Raw genomic sequence first — 15038 nt, forward strand, 5'->3', positions numbered from 1 at the left:
TGTATATAGTGAGTTATGTCGACCAATTCTACGCAAAAATTGATCGGATTTTACAACAAATAAGGGATGAACAACGAGAGAATATAGAAAAAGCTGCCGACATTCTTACAGAAACAGTAGAGCAAGGGGGAATCATTCAAGCTTTCGGTTCAGGTCATTCTTTCGCAGCGACCATTGAAGTCGCTGGCCGCGCAGGAGGATTCGTTAATTCCAAAGCGATTAAAGAATTTTATGGTACGAATGGCTGGTTTGAGGTAATTGAAGGGGTTGGTGATACGTTTATTCGATTAGTAGACCAACGAAAAGAGGACTGCTTTATCTTTATATCCAACTCTGGAAAAAATCCCTTGCATATAGATATGGCCAAATATATCAAAGAACAAGGCAATAAGCTTATTGTGGTGACCAACTTAACGGATTCTCAAAATGCTAAAAGCCTTCACTCAAGCGGTAAGAAGCTATATGAATTTGCTGATGTGACGTTAGATAATTGCGGCGATCCGGGAGATTGTGCGATAGACGTACCAGAGTATGGCATGAAGACCGGTGCTACTTCCTCTATCGCAGCAGCGTATTTATTGGATAGCGTGGTGTTACAGGCAATTGAGAATTTGGTGAATAAGGGAATAGAACCACCTATTATGAAAAGCGCTAATATCGAAGGCGGTAGAGAGTACAATGAATCGTTACTTGAAAAATATAATGACCGGCTGAATCGAGTATAATAAGGATGTTCAAAAAGCCCAACAAAAATGACGCATCGAATTTCTGCGTTGGCTTGCTTTTCCGTTCCTCACGTATTAAAAGCATACGTTCCGGTACTCAAAACTGCACCGCCTTGAACTTCTTGGTCCTTTTCGTCGAGCTTTTTGAACACGTATTATAATAAGCCTTAGGTGATTATATTTACAGAACATGTCTGATCGCTAAATTCATTATTCAAGGAGGCTTTCCATGATAACTAATTATTATCAAAACATACAAACGCAGTTAGCCAATGTCTTTGATAAAGAAACAAATACCATGCAGCAAGTTAGTGAAGTGATTGCGGACAAAATAAATAAAGGTGGCGTCGTCTATCTATTTGGATGCGGACACTCTCATATTTTAACGGAAGAAGTTTTTTACCGTGCAGGCGGGTTAGCTCCGATAGCTCCTATTTTGATTGAAGAATTGATGCTTCATCAAGGAGGCGCTGCTTCCTCACAAAAAGAGCGGAAGAATCATTATGTTCGTCCTTTCTTAGAGGAATATCCTATCACAGAAAACGATGTGTTGATTGTGATTTCCACGTCAGGTATCAATCCGGTTCCAGTGGATGTGGCCCTTTACGGGAAAGAACAGGGAGCCACAACGGTAGCATTAACGAGTACGGCATATACGCAGTCGCAATCTTCCAGACATGAAGATGGCTGGTATTTGAAAGATGCCTGTGATTATGTGATTAATAACCATGTGCCAGTGGGCGATGCGACATTATATGATTCCGCTTCAGGGGTTACATTTGCTCCATCATCGTCTGTAATTGGTATCTCCATTTTGCAGGCTATACTGGCAGAGGTCGTGTCTCTACTTCTTGAAACTGGAGAAACTCCTCCTGTGTTTTTAAGTGGAAATATTGCAGGTTCTGATCAACATAATAAAAAACTGCTTGCCACATACGAAGAAAAGGTGCCATTACTTACAAAAAATATGGAATAACAGAGCAACACCGTACAGGAAACGTCCAAACAGTTTTAATTCGTTGACGACGTTTCCTTTTTTACATACCTGCTAATCCATCGCGCAAAGATTGTATTTCCGAAATTGAGAATTTATTCTCTTAGCAATAAGACATTAAATAGAAAGCAGCGTATGCTAAACGTATGGAAAAATATCAAACATCACGAAAAACAACCATGATTCATTTTAGTCATCTAAAAATTTTTGGGAAGACGCATGTTCATCTGATTCAGTCTTACGGTTTGTTTTTACTAAGCCTTTTCAGTATGGGGCTGGGTATTAGCTTGGTTACTTTGGCGCACTTGGGAACGACGCCGATTACGAGTCCTCCTTATGTGCTCAGTCTATATCTGCCCATAAGTTTTGGCATGCTGACCATGTTATTTAATTTCCTGTTTGTCTTTGTGGAAATCCTATTATTAGGCAAAGACTTTCCCAAAAAGCAGTATTTGCAATTCATCGTAGGCCCAGTGTTGGGGCTAGCAATTGACTTTTGGTCTTATCTGATTCGCTTTTTTCCGCAGACCGACTATTGGCTGCAGCTAAGCATGGTGATCGTTGGCTGTGTCATTATCACACACAGTACGATTTTGCAGATCAAGGCACAGGTAATAAATAACCCGGCTGAAGGCATTGTAAAAGCCATTTCCAGTAAAGTTACCAAGGAGTTTGGTGAGGTTAAGCTTTATTTTGATGTTGGTTTAGTGGTTATGGCAGTGGTTATTTCAATACTAGCCTTCGGAACTGTCCAAGGTATTCGGGAAGGAACGATCATTTCTGCTTTGATGATTGGTCCATTGATTAAAATATGTCAAAAGCAACAAATAATGAAGAGAAATGGGTGAAAACATGAAAAAAGCTTTGTTTATCATGGATGATCAGTTATTTGAAACGGTGTATTCTCCTGCTGTACAAAAGGAGATTGCGCAATATGTGGATATCATCGGGCCCCCATTAACCAAACGTAACTGCCAAGAACATGTTGAGTTATTACAAGAGGTCGACGTCATTTTCTCAGGATGGGGAGCCCCGGTATTTGATCAAGCTTTTTTAGACAAAACCCCATCGTTGGAAGCCATTTTTTATGCGGCGGGAACGATGAAGAAGTTATTGTCTGAAGAGGTTTGGTCGAGAAGAATCAAGATTACGACAGCTAATCAAGCCAATGCGATTCCAGTCGCAGAATTCACGTTAAGCGAGATACTATTTTCCTTAAAAAATGGTTGGGAGCTATCCAGACAATTGAAAGAAAAGAATTATGTAAATGGCATGTATCAGTCTCTTGTTGGCGCTTATCAATCGACAGTTGGCATTATTTCTTTGAGCCAAATTGGCAGGAAAGTCATCGAGTTGCTGCAGCATTTTGACTTAAAAGTATTGGCTTATGATCCATTTGTCAGTGCGGAGGAAGCCGAGCGGTTAGATGTCGAATTATGTTCCGTGGAGGATATGTTTAAAAGGTCAGATGTTGTCTCATTGCATAGCCCACTGTTGCCTGATACAAAGGGAATGATCAAGAGAGAACATTTCCAATCGATGAAACAACAGGCAACCTTTATTAATACAGCCAGGGGAGCGATTGTGAGAGAAGAGGAATTGATAGAGGTATTGCAAAAGCGTCCAGATATAACAGCTGTTTTAGATGTGACGTATCCAGAGCCGCCAGTTGAAGGATCGCCATTATATTCTCTGCCGAATGTGGTGTTGACTCCTCATATTGCAGGGAGTGCAGGTAACGAAAGAGCTCGGTTAGGTGCATTTATGCTGGAAGAGATCAAGCGATATACATCTGGTGAAGAGCTTCAGTATGAGATTACCGAAGCATTATATCGGAATATGGCGTGATAGGATGATTTCACTATCATAAAAAATAGCGGATAACGTCATTGCTTGATGACGTTATCCGCTATTATCTGTAGCTTTATTATACTCTCATGTCAGGATAACCAGTTACTTCCCAGCCACCGTCTATTACAAGAGAAGTTCCGTTAATGTAACTAGCGTCATCCGACACTAGAAATACGGCTGGCTTCGCTATTTCACTAGGTTCACCTGCCCTTTTTGCAGGAATTCTTTCCATGAATCTTCGATTGATTTCTTCATTATCTGTCATATCTTTGGTTAAAGGTGTGGCTACCAATCCAGGTAGGATAGCATTCACATTAATGTGATAGTCGCTTAATTCCAAAGCTGCATTCCTTGTTAAATTTTCAACGGCTGCTTTGGCAGACGAATAGGCAGCTCCATAAAACATCGGTACATGTGCATTTAAAGAAGAGACGTTTACCATTTTACCATGTTTTTGCTCCTTCATTTTTCTACCCACATGTTTGGTAAATAAAAAAACACCGTTGAGCACTAGGTTGACGGTAAAGTTCCAATCTTCTAATGTTTGATCAATAATAAGATCTGATTTATTGGCACCAGCAACGTGAAAAGAATAGTCGATGCTGCCATATTTATCAGCTACATGGTTCACAAAGGTTTCCACTTGTTCTTCATTGGTAACATCGACCACTTCGCCTTCATATAATTCATTTTCCTTCGTATTGGTATCAATCGCTTCTTTATTAATGTCTGCTACAACGACTTGAATACCATTTTCCATTAATTCTTTTGATATGGCTAATCCAATACCACTTGCCCCGCCAGTAATAATGGCTGTTTTTCCACTAAATTTCGTCATTTTTATTCCTCCTTACTTATATATTGTAACGCTACGTGAAAAAAATGTATAAGAAATGAATTGGATGAACGTTTTTTTGAAAATAGATAGGGCAGGGTGAAAAGTCACGCCTAAATATGTTATGTTAACAGAAGAAAACAATCGACCATGTAGGAAAGGGAGCGGATGAACATGAAGGCCTCCATTTTAACCAGCGCAAAAACGAATAAAATAATGGAAGTACCTCGCCCGGAAATCACGAATAATCAGGTGCTAATCAAGGTGAAATACTGTGGTGTCTGTGCTTCTGAACTACATCCCTGGCAACAAGGGGCAATCGAGCAGGAACAAACAATTCTTGGTCATGAAGGAATGGGAATCATTGAAGAGGTAGGAAGTAATGTAGAAGGTTTCTGTAAAGGAGATCGGGTAACAGGGCTGTTTAATCAAGCCTTTGCAGAATACGCAGTAGCCGAATATCAGGATGTGATAAAAATTCCTGATGAATTAGAAGGCATGGTCGCTATCGGTGAACCACTTTCTTGTTTATGGAGTGGTGCCAATCGTACGCCAGTGAATTTGGGTGATACAGTAGCTGTTGTTGGTTTAGGTTTTATGGGTTTAGGCTTTATGCAGCTTATGAAGCATAAGGGAGCTGGTAAAATAATTGCTATTGATATCCGGCAAGAAAGCTTAGATCATGCCAAACGCTTTGGGGCGGATGAGGTATATCTTGCTCATGAAGTTCCAGATACATACAAAGTGACAGACTGGGATGAAATCGGCCAAGGAATAGATGTAAGTGTGGATACCACCGGCTCACCGCAAGGGTTAGCATTGGCTGGGGAATTGGCAGCGGTTCATGGTGTGTTATCCATTGTCGGTTATCATCAAAGTCATCAAGGGATAAGAAATGTGAACATGCAGCTTTGGAATTGGAAGGCACTTACCGTGATTAATGCGCATGAACGCAGAAACCAAGTACATGTTGAAGCAATGAAAGCAATGATGACTTTGATGGACAATGGGCGATTTCATATGAAGGATATGATTACCCATGTCCATTCGTTAGATGAAGTGGATCAAGCCTATGAGCATATTGTTACGAAACCAGATGATTTTATTAAAAGTGTGATTGAAATTGGTTGATCGTGTAAAACGCTTGCCATGAAAAAACTTATTATATATATAATAAGTTTTTATCCTTTTCTTTCATATTTTTTCCACCTCTTATAGTTATAGATAAGTTCAGTAAAAAAAGAAATAAGTAATATTAAGGAGGCGATTAAGCTTAATAAGGGGCTCAAATCAAAAGAAAGGTAAATAATAAAAAATGTCACGATGATTAATGGATAAGCTACTAAATTTATAATCATTCTTTTTCTATAAGGTAGTCTAAAATAATTTTTTGAAAAACCTTTATCCACATCTTCTCCTGCAGCGTCTTTTTTTATAAAAACAATTCCAATGATACCTGTTAATAGACCAGCTAAAATTGGAGCAAAAGTGAAAAAGTTTATTCCGTCCAATTAATTCACCTCCTATACAAACTATGATAAAAGTATGATAGTTTCTATTATAACACCGCGTCCGCCTATATAAATTTTACCTTTTACTCGAGGGGGATTTATTTTGATTCTAAATTTTACCTAATCTCCTGCACCTATACTTTTGGAAAAGTAATCACTCTCGGTGCCAGCTTTTCGTGGTGGTGGCACACTCCCTTCATAATTCCACCTTTCCATCGTAGCAAGAAAGGGGGCGTCGCCTTATGACAGTTTATGAATCTCTCATGTTTGCTTTGCTGTGGCATTTGCTACACTAATGATCATCCTGTCACCTGAACAAAAAAATAACCACCTAAGCCTGGCAAAGCAAACAGTGGTTATTTCTTATGGGTTTGTGTAGCCGCCCCCTTGAAGGGCTATTACACTAACGTTCGGTGCACCACCACCGAGAGTTTTTATTATATACTGATTTAACTTTATTATACATCAGAATTGAAATGGATGCATATTTCAATTTTTTTCATCATTTAGCTCATCTGGTATAACCTACAACTTCTCGTATTCCCTCACGATTCTCTCCACCGCTTCTTTGACTAACTTAGGATGAGTAGCCAAATTCAAGCGAATATACCCCTTATAAGCGGCACCAAACCACTCCCCATAATCAACAGCAAGCCTGCATTTGTCCTGGACGAATTCCTTTACATCGTTAGGATCTAGAAATCCTTTCAAATCAATCAGCGGCAGATAAGTGCCTTCCAAATCACATACTCTAATTTCCGGTATATGAGTAGTTAGTTCTTTTTTAACATAATCGTAGTTCGCTTCAATCACATGGCGAAGTCCATCGAGCCATTCTTTGCCCGTTCGGTAGGCTGCTTCTGTAGCAATATGGCCGAGCAGGTTTTTCTCGCTCATGATATGTTGATTGGCATAGTCATCAAACTTTTGCCGCAGTGCCGGGTTTTCTATTACAATATTGGCATGGACTAGCCCTGGCAGATTGAATGTTTTAGAAGCGGCATTCACGAGCAGGATACGGTCTCTATATTTACCATCTGCTATGAGTGGTGCCGGGATATGCTTGTGATGATGCAAGGCAAAATCTTGGTGAATCTCATCCGCGATCACGAGGACATCGTGTTTGTCACAGATGGCTAGCATCTTCTCTAGCTCGTCTTCGGTCCAGACTCTTCCTGCCGGGTTGTGCGGTGAGCAGAGCAGGAAGAGTTTAACATTATTGTCGACGATGGCTTGTTCCAACTGATCGAAATCCAACTCAAAACGACCATCATTATCCGTCATATCAACGGTGACGAGTGTACGGTTCAGGTCATTGACCACGCTGAAAAAAGGATAGTAGACAGGCGGTGTAATCAGCACGGCGTCCTTTTCCGCCGTAAAGCAGTTCATAAACCAGTACAATGCCGATACCACACCAGTAGCTGGTCTGCACCATTCTTTGTCCACCTTGTAGCCGAAATACTTCTCCATCCAATCGGAAAAGGCTTGATAGTAAGAGTCAGGTACAAAGGAATAACCGTAAGCACCATGCTGGATACGTTCCGTCAGCGCCTCAAACACACCATCTGGTGCCTTGAATTCCATATCTGCCACCCACATGGGTAGGAGATCGGCGTCACCAAAGCGTTCTTCAAGTAAGTCCCATTTTAAGGAGTCTGTATTTTTTCTCTCTACATAATAATTCTCGACAAAAGTCTCTACATTCATATGGATCACCTTTCTGATTTGTTCTACTTATTTACTATAAAGGAAGTAGTGGATGTTAACAATTGATTCAAGCAAAATGAGTGGAGATTTTTTTACTGAGATGTAGCGGAACTTTCGTTATAATAAAGTGAGACTTATCAGGATGTTTAGGGATCGTTGTTTTCCAAAACCACTACGGGATACCACTCCTATAGTCGGAAAACTTACGAACCCTTAACGCGGTGATAAAGCGTGTATCCGCTGAATGAAAAAGAGGTGATGTCATGAGGAAGCAACATCAGGTAACTTATCGCTATAGAAACGAAGACGAACATGCAACAGAACTGTGGTTATCAATTCCGGAACAGGCAGAGTTATTGGAAACCAACCTTTCGCCATCTCAGCAAACATCTAGCTGTTATAACGAGTTGCATTACTTTGTGATTCAGCCACAGTCTGAACTCACGGTGACGTATCAAATAAATCCGAGTTCAGCAAAAAAAGTAAGTCTAAGCTCAGATGAAAAGCAATTTTATGTCAGGTCATCCCATTTATGTTATTGGGATGAGGAGACAAGGGCGTTAGCGCAGTCGATCATTGCGAATCAGACAGACCCACGTGCGCAAGCGGAAGCCATTTTTGTATATGTGGTTGATCATTTTAAATATGTTTATCCACCCAAGGCACGAGGAGTGCAGAGCTTTTGCGAATTGGGAAAAGGGGATTGTGGTGAATTCTCGCAACTATATGCAGCTCTCTGCCGCTCGATCGGCATCCCATGCAGAGTTATTTATGGGTGCTGGGCACTGGGAAAAATGAATGGACATGCTTGGAATGAAGTATATATAGAAGGAGACGGTTGGGTCGAGGTGGATTCTAGTATGGCTCGCCTGCAAAAATATAGTAAATGGCAGTTTCTTTTTTCTAGTCTACGAACCTATCATTGGAAGGATTATTTTGGAGCGGCGGAAGGACAGAAGATCAACTTTTCCTATGATGGCGATATTAAATTGGAACCGCCATTTGAACAGGAGACGGCGGCAAAAGCTATTATCAGCAGTTTTCCGTTGTGTGGCAGGGATTTTCATTGGGGGATTGATTCGCTGAATGGAAATGCGCCATATTTACAGCCAGCTTATGTGCGATTTAATGAGAACAGAGAGAAGCCGGTGAAGGCGAAGGAGTTATTAGGTACCTGGGCAGTCCGAGAGCCTTTGCCATGGAACCTGTTGTTTTGGACAAAAAGGGTAGCAGTTGGTTTATTGGTTTGCTTTTTCTTGTTGGATCTATTGACGGCTTTTGCTGTGCCTTCGCTTGTAACAGGGGCAGTGCTGTTGTCGGTTTGTCTTGCTTTTGTTTTAAGAGGAGAAAGGAAGGTGCTGTTTTCCGTCTTATCCTGTCTGGTACTTGGTATTATGATTAACTCGGCTATATGAAAGCACGCTTATTTAGGGAAAGGCAGGCGATTGTCTTTCCCAATGATGTATTCCGATGTTGAATTTATAAAAAAAAGAACGTATAATGATACTACCATACTAGTATGAAATAGGAGGTATAAGCATGGCTTATCCAAGACAGAGAGAAAAGGGTTCATCACGGGATTATGTCTATCGGTCAACCAAAGAACAGATTATGATTGGGGAGATTGCCCCAGGAATGAAGCTGTCTGAAAAAGAAATCGCCGATAAATTAGAGGTGAGTCGTACGCCGGTTCGTGAGGCTTTTTTACAACTAAATCAAGAAGGTCTGCTGGAAATATTGCCACAGATTGGGACCATTGTAGCCAAAATTGATTTGAACTCCGTAGAAGAAGGTCGATTTGTGCGTGAAAATATTGAAAAGGCGATTGTGGCAGAGGCGGCAAGGAACATGGGTGAAGAGGCGCTGCTGCAAGTGGAGACGAATTTGACGCTACAGGAGTTTTCCTTAGAGAAGGGTTCTTTTCAACGTTTATTTGAGTTGGATGATGAATTTCACCGATTGCTATATAAGGGGTGTGGTAAACTTCGCACATGGGATATGGTGAAGCGGATGAATATTCAGTTTGACCGGCTCCGGTTACTACGCCTGGCCGTTAATCATGACTGGAAGATTGTTGTGTCCCAGCACCGCCGTATTTTCGAAGCGATATCAAACAAGGATGTCGATTTGGCAGAAGAAACAACGATCGAACATCTCCGATTAGTCGATGTAGAAAAAGGGGCATTAAAAGAAGCCAATCCAGACTTTTTTGCTTAATTTGAAAAGGAGAGTGAAGGTGTTATGCGAACCAAACTTGATTATCGTATGTGGCTGCAGTATCGGCCAATAGAAGGAAAGAATCTGCCCAAGTTCCAGCAAATAGCTATTTGGAATACATCGCCCATTGCTTCCTCTATTTCCGCAGAGCTGATACGTGGGCTGAAAGGTATGTTTGGCATACAACCAAGGTTCACGAATAATATGGAAGAGAGTATGGTAGTCGGTACCATTGATCGGATAGCAGTATTATTAGATGATCAACAAATAGAAACCATTCAACAAGCTTCTGACGAGGGGTTTCTGATCGTTTTCCGTAATGAACAGCTGATTATTACGGGGGAGACGGATAAAGCTTTATTATACGGTATCTTTTATCTATTACGTCAACTCCAATTGGGTTATGATGTATCGCAATTAAATAATCTAGAAGATCCTAAAAATAGCTTGCGAATGTTAAATCAGTGGGATAACTTGGATGGCAGTGTAGAAAGGGGATACGCAGGGAAATCTATTTTTTACCATAATGGTGCGATAGTCAAAGATAAAACGAGAATAAGAGATTATGCTAGATATTTAGCTTCCGTGGGGATCAATGCAATCGCTATCAATAACGTAAATGTGTGGAAAGAGGAGACCTACTTTATTACAGATAAATATTTACCGGAAATAAAAGAAATCACGGATATCTTTGAGGCGTATGGTCTCTCGCTATATTTGAGTATAAACTTTGCCAGTCCGATGGCTATCGATGGTTTAGCAACAGCGGACCCTATGGCGAAGCAAGTGCAGCAGTGGTGGCAACAGAAGGTAAAGGAAATCTATGATTATATTCCTGGTTTTGGTGGCTTTGTGGTGAAGGCAGACTCGGAGCATCGACCGGGGCCATTTACATATGATCGAGATCATGCGGATGGGGCAAACATGCTGGCAGAAGCGCTGGCACCTTTTCAAGGGAAGGTGATTTGGCGTTGTTTTGTGTATAACTGTGTGCAGGACTGGCGTGACCGCAGTACCGATCGGGCAAAAGCAGCATATGATCATTTTAAGCCGTTGGATGGCAGGTTTCGAGAAAATGTGATCTTACAAATTAAGAACGGACCGATGGATTTTCAAGTTCGGGAGCCGGTTTCTCCTTTGATTGGGGCGATGGAACAGACGAATCAACTAGTAGAGTTTCAGATTGCCCAAGAGTATACAGGACAGCAGCGAGACCTTTGTTACCTGACTCCCCAATGGAAGGAGGTATTGCAGTTTGATACCTATATCAGGGGGAAGGGGTCCACTATCACAGAAATGATGGCTGGGAAGATACAGCCATACAAATATAGCGGATTGGCTGCAGTAGCTAATATCGGTGATGATGAGAACTGGACGGGACATACATTGGCTCAAGTTAATCTGTATGGGTATGGCCGGTTGGCTTGGAATCCGGAATTATCTGCAGGGGCGATTGCGGAAGAATGGATCGTACAGACCTTTGGCAGTCAAACGCTACTTATAGAGACGTTAGCCAGCATACTTCTGGATTCGTGGAGGATTTATGAAAATTATACGGCACCGCTAGGCGTAGGCTGGATGGTCAATCCAGGACACCATTATGGGCCAAATGTCGATGGTTATGAATATTCCAGGTGGGGCACCTACCATCTTGCTGATCGTGATGGGGTGGGAGTGGATAGAACGAGAGAGACAGGAACGGGTTATACAGCCCAATATCAGGAACCCAATCAGTCGATATTTAATCAGCTAACGTCTTGTCCAGAGGAGGTCTTATTATTTTTTCATCATGTACCATACAAGTATACATTAAAAAGTGGCAAAACGGTTATTCAGCATATTTATGATACCCATTTTGCAGGTGTAGAACAGGTAGAGCAGTTAATCATGAAGTGGGAGTCACTCCATAGTGTAATAGATGACACACGGCATGCCAAGGTACATGAACGTTTTGAATGGCAGAGAAGGAATGCAAGAGAGTGGTGCGATCAAGTAAATACGTATTTTTATCGTAAATCAGGAGTGCCTGATGAGAAGGGAAGGACAATTTACTGAGATGAAGGAGATTACAAGATGAAGATGGTGTTTAGGTGGTTTGGGGAAGACAATGATAGTGTGACAATACCCCAAATAAAACAAATTCCTGGTGTGGAAGGTTTAGTATGGGCCTTGCATGATATTCCGGCGGGCGATGTTTGGCCGTTGGAACGCATGCAAGAAATAAAACAGGCAGGCGAGAGGGCTGGGTTTCATTTAGAAGTGGTAGAAAGTGTAAATATTCATGAATCCATTAAACTGGGAAATGCCGATCGGGATGTCTATATCGATAACTATATTCAAACGATCCGGCATTTGGCGATGGTCGGAGTAAAGGTAATTTGTTATAATTTTATGCCAGTATTTGATTGGATAAGAACCAATTTACATGGCAGACTGCCTGATGGTTCCACCGCCTTATTTTATGAGAAGACCAAGGTCGATAACATTGATCCGATGGAATTGGTGGACATGATCGCGGGTAATCCAGATTATACGATGCCAGGTTGGGAGCCGGAGCGTTTAGGCATTCTAAAAGAATTATTTGCCGCTTATCAAACGGTATCGGCAGATGATTTAAGGGGCAATCTCCGTTATTTTTTAGAGCGAGTGATTCCTGTTTGTGAAGAGCATGATGTGAAATTGGCGATCCATCCGGATGATCCGCCATGGGAAGTCTTTGGTTTACCACGGATAGTTACGTCAAAAGAAGATTTGCTGCAAATCGTCGATTTAGTCGATAGCCGTTATCACGGTATTACGTTGTGTAGTGGGGCACTAGGGGTGAATCCAAGTAATCATCTGGTTGAGATTATTCATGAACTGCAGGATCGCATCCACTTTGCTCATATACGTAACATCAGGTTATTTGACAATGGGGATTTTATTGAAACCTCTCATCTGACCAAAGACGGGTCCCTGCCCATTGATCAGATCGTTAGGGCCTTGTATGATATCGATTATCAGGGATATGTCAGACCGGATCATGGCAGGCATATCTGGGAGGAGGAATGCCGCCCAGGTTATGGCCTTTATGATCGAGCGCTTGGTGTGATGTACTTACAAGGATTATGGGATGCCAATCAATTAAATAGCGAAAGGAGCAGATAAGCAATGTTGCCAACACATTCGAATTTAACCGATCAAGTAGCCGTCGTAACGGGCGGAGGCGGGGTGCTTTGTGGCGCCATGGCCAAAGAACTAGCTCGACAGGGAATGAAAGTGGCTGTATTGAATCGCACGCTTGAGAAAGCAGAGCGAGTAGTGGTTGAGATTAAGGATAACGGTGGAGAGGCTGTTGCGATTGCTTGTGATGTATTAGAACGCGATCATGTAATCGCGGCAGAAGAAAAGGTATTCCAGCTGTACGGACCGTGTGATGTGTTGATTAATGGTGCTGGTGGCAATCATCCCAATGGCACGACCAGCCATGAAGTTTTTCAAAAAAATGCTCAGGGAGATGAAGTGATTCGTTCCTTTTTTGATATGACAACAGAAGGATTTTCTTCGGTATTCAATTTGAATTTCATCGGTTCTTTGATTCCGACGCAAATTTTTGCCAAACGGATGGTGGAAAGGACTACGACGATTATTAATATTTCGTCGATGAGTTCGGTCAGTCCGATGACCAAGGTGCCTGCTTATAGTGCTGCCAAAGCGGCAATCAATAATTTCACCCAATGGTTGGCGGTATATATGGCAGAAGCGAATATACGTGTCAATGCGATTGCCCCTGGTTTTTTCCTAACCGATCAGAATCGCGGACTGCTAACGAACGAGGATGGCACCCCAACCGCAAGAATGCAAAAAATACTCGCTCATACACCGATGCAAAAGCTGGGCTCACCAGATGATTTACTTGGGACCTTGTTATGGCTAGCGGATGATGAAGCGAGCGGGTTTGTGACAGGAGCGTGTATTCCGGTGGATGGCGGGTTTATGGCATATGCGGGGGTTTAGGTAATGTGTCATATTTACCTCCAATTCTTCATTGTGGATAACTAAAATAGAGGGTTTTTGTATAAAGAAAGAAGTTGGAGATTAGTCCAACTTCTTTTTCATCAGTAAGATTACGAATCATATTTAAATTGTTCTTTTAAAGGAACTGCCCAATTAGGTAAATGATCGGTCTCAAAGGTAATTTTACCACTATTAATTTCTAACACAGTTTCTCCATTTTCTTTACTGTTGTCAATTAGAATAAGATTATCGATAATAGGAGCATACTCATAAAGGTGTTTAAATGAAGCTTCATTTCTTCGGAGAATATCTGCAGTTTGAATATGATGCCCGCCATTTTTTACTCTCATTGCAACTCGTTCGATGTTTTGTTTAACGTTACTTGGTCGTTGCGAGTACATTAAACGTCAGCCTTTTTGTGAAAAGGAATAATGGTACCGTCAGGGAATTCTTTTACAAGTTTCCCCTCTTTCTCATAGATAATATATGTTTTATTTGCTTTAGCATCGATTCTTGCCCGTTCGCCAGTCATCTTTACCCATTTGTCAATCCAACCGTATTTGCGTTTAAATTCCTTGTTTTGCTGTTCTGGCATAAGAAACACCACCTCATTGTTTACTAACCCCATTATACCATTAGAATGAATCATTTCTATCCATCCAAGTGAAAAACTTATTTTTCTAATGGAGTGTTAGGGTTTCCTATTATAAATGATTTTATAACATTTGTTATATGCTGAAAAAAGTTTGACCATCACAATCATCATCTAATTTATATATCGTCCCGCTCTCATCGATTTTATCCAAAACAACTTTGCGGTCTTCATTCAGTCTGACATACATGCTCAATGCCAGCATGCGCTGTTCATAAAAAAGGTATCATCTTCAGAATAAATGAGTATGCCTGATGAAAATATTTGAGCCTTAAACACTGTTGATGCTTCGTTTAGATTAATTATATCCACATCTGCTTTCAACAAATCTGCCAGTTCTTGAGCAATTAAAAATGTCGGATAGGCGGAAGGGGTATCTTTTTTTACAGAGAAAGGCCATATCAAGATCGCTATCGGAGCGCTGGTGCCCTTTTGCATAGGAGCCAAATAATAAAATAAAGGCAGGATGCAATGTTGGAACTAAGAAATCCTGAACCTGTTGCTGCAGTTCGGTATTCATTGGCTAATTCCTCCCACCATTTGTTAC

15 protein-coding genes and 1 pseudogene are annotated in these 15038 nt (G+C 41.3%); 10 read left to right on the forward strand and 6 right to left on the reverse strand.

Translation table 11 applies throughout. The features are described from left to right. Positions 1-8 precede the first annotated feature (8 nt). The 4 genes from BN6556_RS20650 (at position 9) to BN6556_RS20665 (ending at position 3567) form a co-directional block, all read left to right on the forward strand. The gene (locus BN6556_RS20650) at positions 9-725 is read left to right on the forward strand and encodes an SIS domain-containing protein (RefSeq protein ID WP_161485732.1); all 717 of its coding nucleotides are present in this window, start codon (positions 9-11) and stop codon (positions 723-725) included. A 229-nt stretch (positions 726-954) separates the two neighbouring features. Beyond that, positions 955-1701 carry an SIS domain-containing protein gene (locus tag BN6556_RS20655; RefSeq protein ID WP_066195860.1) on the forward strand — a complete coding sequence of 249 codons (747 nt, stop codon included), beginning with the start codon at positions 955-957 and terminating at the stop codon, positions 1699-1701. A gap of 164 nt (positions 1702-1865) precedes the next feature. Continuing rightward, positions 1866-2567 (forward strand): YczE/YyaS/YitT family protein, encoded by a 702-nt coding sequence (locus BN6556_RS20660; RefSeq protein ID WP_235817563.1) that lies wholly within the window; start codon positions 1866-1868, stop codon positions 2565-2567. Positions 2568-2571: 4 nt separating this feature from the next. Further along, on the forward strand, positions 2572-3567 hold the full coding sequence (locus BN6556_RS20665) for a hydroxyacid dehydrogenase (RefSeq protein ID WP_078060246.1): 996 nt from the start codon (positions 2572-2574) through the stop codon (positions 3565-3567). A gap of 79 nt (positions 3568-3646) precedes the next feature. Here BN6556_RS20665 and BN6556_RS20670 read toward each other — a convergent pair whose 3' ends face one another. Then, positions 3647-4408, reverse strand: coding sequence for an SDR family NAD(P)-dependent oxidoreductase (locus BN6556_RS20670; protein WP_066195866.1), 762 nt, complete (start codon positions 4406-4408; stop codon positions 3647-3649). A gap of 171 nt (positions 4409-4579) precedes the next feature. Between BN6556_RS20670 and BN6556_RS20675 the strand changes: the two genes are divergently transcribed. Continuing rightward, positions 4580-5536, forward strand: a complete 957-nt coding sequence (locus BN6556_RS20675) for an alcohol dehydrogenase catalytic domain-containing protein (protein WP_066195870.1) — start codon at positions 4580-4582, stop codon at positions 5534-5536. A gap of 50 nt (positions 5537-5586) precedes the next feature. Here the strand turns inward: BN6556_RS20675 and BN6556_RS20680 are convergent, their stop codons facing one another. Both BN6556_RS20680 and BN6556_RS20685 read right to left on the reverse strand, forming a co-directional pair. Further along, positions 5587-5916, reverse strand: a complete 330-nt coding sequence (locus BN6556_RS20680; protein WP_066195874.1) for a hypothetical protein — start codon at positions 5914-5916, stop codon at positions 5587-5589. A gap of 525 nt (positions 5917-6441) precedes the next feature. After that, positions 6442-7626 (reverse strand): MalY/PatB family protein, encoded by a 1185-nt coding sequence (locus BN6556_RS20685; protein WP_066195877.1) that lies wholly within the window; start codon positions 7624-7626, stop codon positions 6442-6444. A 263-nt stretch (positions 7627-7889) separates the two neighbouring features. Here BN6556_RS20685 and BN6556_RS20690 point away from each other — a divergent pair, with 263 nt between their 5' ends. The 5 genes from BN6556_RS20690 to BN6556_RS20710 all read left to right on the forward strand — a co-directional run bounded on the left by BN6556_RS20690 (position 7890) and on the right by BN6556_RS20710 (position 13839). After that, the gene (locus BN6556_RS20690; RefSeq protein WP_066195880.1) at positions 7890-9041 is read left to right on the forward strand and encodes a transglutaminase-like domain-containing protein; all 1152 of its coding nucleotides are present in this window, start codon (positions 7890-7892) and stop codon (positions 9039-9041) included. Between the two features lie 124 nt (positions 9042-9165). Beyond that, positions 9166-9843, forward strand: a complete 678-nt coding sequence (locus tag BN6556_RS20695) for a GntR family transcriptional regulator (protein ID WP_066195883.1) — start codon at positions 9166-9168, stop codon at positions 9841-9843. Between the two features lie 24 nt (positions 9844-9867). Further along, positions 9868-11898 (forward strand): alpha-glucuronidase family glycosyl hydrolase, encoded by a 2031-nt coding sequence (locus BN6556_RS20700; protein ID WP_066195887.1) that lies wholly within the window; start codon positions 9868-9870, stop codon positions 11896-11898. Between the two features lie 18 nt (positions 11899-11916). Further along, complete coding sequence (uxuA, locus tag BN6556_RS20705; RefSeq protein ID WP_066195889.1) at positions 11917-12990, forward strand: mannonate dehydratase; 1074 nt, start codon at positions 11917-11919, stop codon at positions 12988-12990. A gap of 3 nt (positions 12991-12993) precedes the next feature. Then, a complete protein-coding gene (locus BN6556_RS20710; RefSeq protein ID WP_066195892.1) occupies positions 12994-13839 on the forward strand; it encodes an SDR family oxidoreductase in 846 nt (281 codons plus the stop codon). A 110-nt stretch (positions 13840-13949) separates the two neighbouring features. Here BN6556_RS20710 and BN6556_RS20715 read toward each other — a convergent pair whose 3' ends face one another. From BN6556_RS20715 to mntA, 3 genes and pseudogenes are all read right to left on the reverse strand, one after another. Then, the gene (locus tag BN6556_RS20715; RefSeq protein ID WP_066195895.1) at positions 13950-14240 is read right to left on the reverse strand and encodes a hypothetical protein; all 291 of its coding nucleotides are present in this window, start codon (positions 14238-14240) and stop codon (positions 13950-13952) included. Then, positions 14240-14434 carry a hypothetical protein gene (locus BN6556_RS20720; protein WP_066196706.1) on the reverse strand — a complete coding sequence of 65 codons (195 nt, stop codon included), beginning with the start codon at positions 14432-14434 and terminating at the stop codon, positions 14240-14242. Before BN6556_RS20720 ends, BN6556_RS20715 begins: the two co-directional genes overlap by 1 nt. Before the next feature lie 249 nt (positions 14435-14683). Beyond that, positions 14684-15011, reverse strand: a pseudogene (mntA, locus tag BN6556_RS22580) (type VII toxin-antitoxin system MntA family adenylyltransferase antitoxin). Positions 15012-15038: the final 27 nt, after the last annotated feature.

The organism is Gracilibacillus timonensis (genome assembly GCF_900086715.1).
GTDB classification, from domain to species: domain Bacteria; phylum Bacillota; class Bacilli; order Bacillales; family Amphibacillaceae; genus Gracilibacillus; species Gracilibacillus timonensis.

Coding starts and splice junctions, on each gene's coding strand:
- BN6556_RS20670 (WP_066195866.1), bottom strand. CDS start 4,408: ATGACGAAATTTAGTGGAAAAACAGCCATTATTACTGGCGGGGCAAGT.
- BN6556_RS20700 (WP_066195887.1), top strand. CDS start 9,868: ATGCGAACCAAACTTGATTATCGTATGTGGCTGCAGTATCGGCCAATA.
- BN6556_RS20660 (WP_235817563.1), top strand. CDS start 1,866: ATGGAAAAATATCAAACATCACGAAAAACAACCATGATTCATTTTAGT.
- BN6556_RS20665 (WP_078060246.1), top strand. CDS start 2,572: ATGAAAAAAGCTTTGTTTATCATGGATGATCAGTTATTTGAAACGGTG.
- BN6556_RS20690 (WP_066195880.1), top strand. CDS start 7,890: ATGAGGAAGCAACATCAGGTAACTTATCGCTATAGAAACGAAGACGAA.
- BN6556_RS20720 (WP_066196706.1), bottom strand. CDS start 14,434: ATGCCAGAACAGCAAAACAAGGAATTTAAACGCAAATACGGTTGGATT.
- BN6556_RS20675 (WP_066195870.1), top strand. CDS start 4,580: ATGAAGGCCTCCATTTTAACCAGCGCAAAAACGAATAAAATAATGGAA.
- BN6556_RS20715 (WP_066195895.1), bottom strand. CDS start 14,240: ATGTACTCGCAACGACCAAGTAACGTTAAACAAAACATCGAACGAGTT.
- BN6556_RS20655 (WP_066195860.1), top strand. CDS start 955: ATGATAACTAATTATTATCAAAACATACAAACGCAGTTAGCCAATGTC.
- uxuA (WP_066195889.1), top strand. CDS start 11,917: ATGAAGATGGTGTTTAGGTGGTTTGGGGAAGACAATGATAGTGTGACA.
- BN6556_RS20710 (WP_066195892.1), top strand. CDS start 12,994: ATGTTGCCAACACATTCGAATTTAACCGATCAAGTAGCCGTCGTAACG.
- BN6556_RS20685 (WP_066195877.1), bottom strand. CDS start 7,626: ATGAATGTAGAGACTTTTGTCGAGAATTATTATGTAGAGAGAAAAAAT.
- BN6556_RS20695 (WP_066195883.1), top strand. CDS start 9,166: ATGGCTTATCCAAGACAGAGAGAAAAGGGTTCATCACGGGATTATGTC.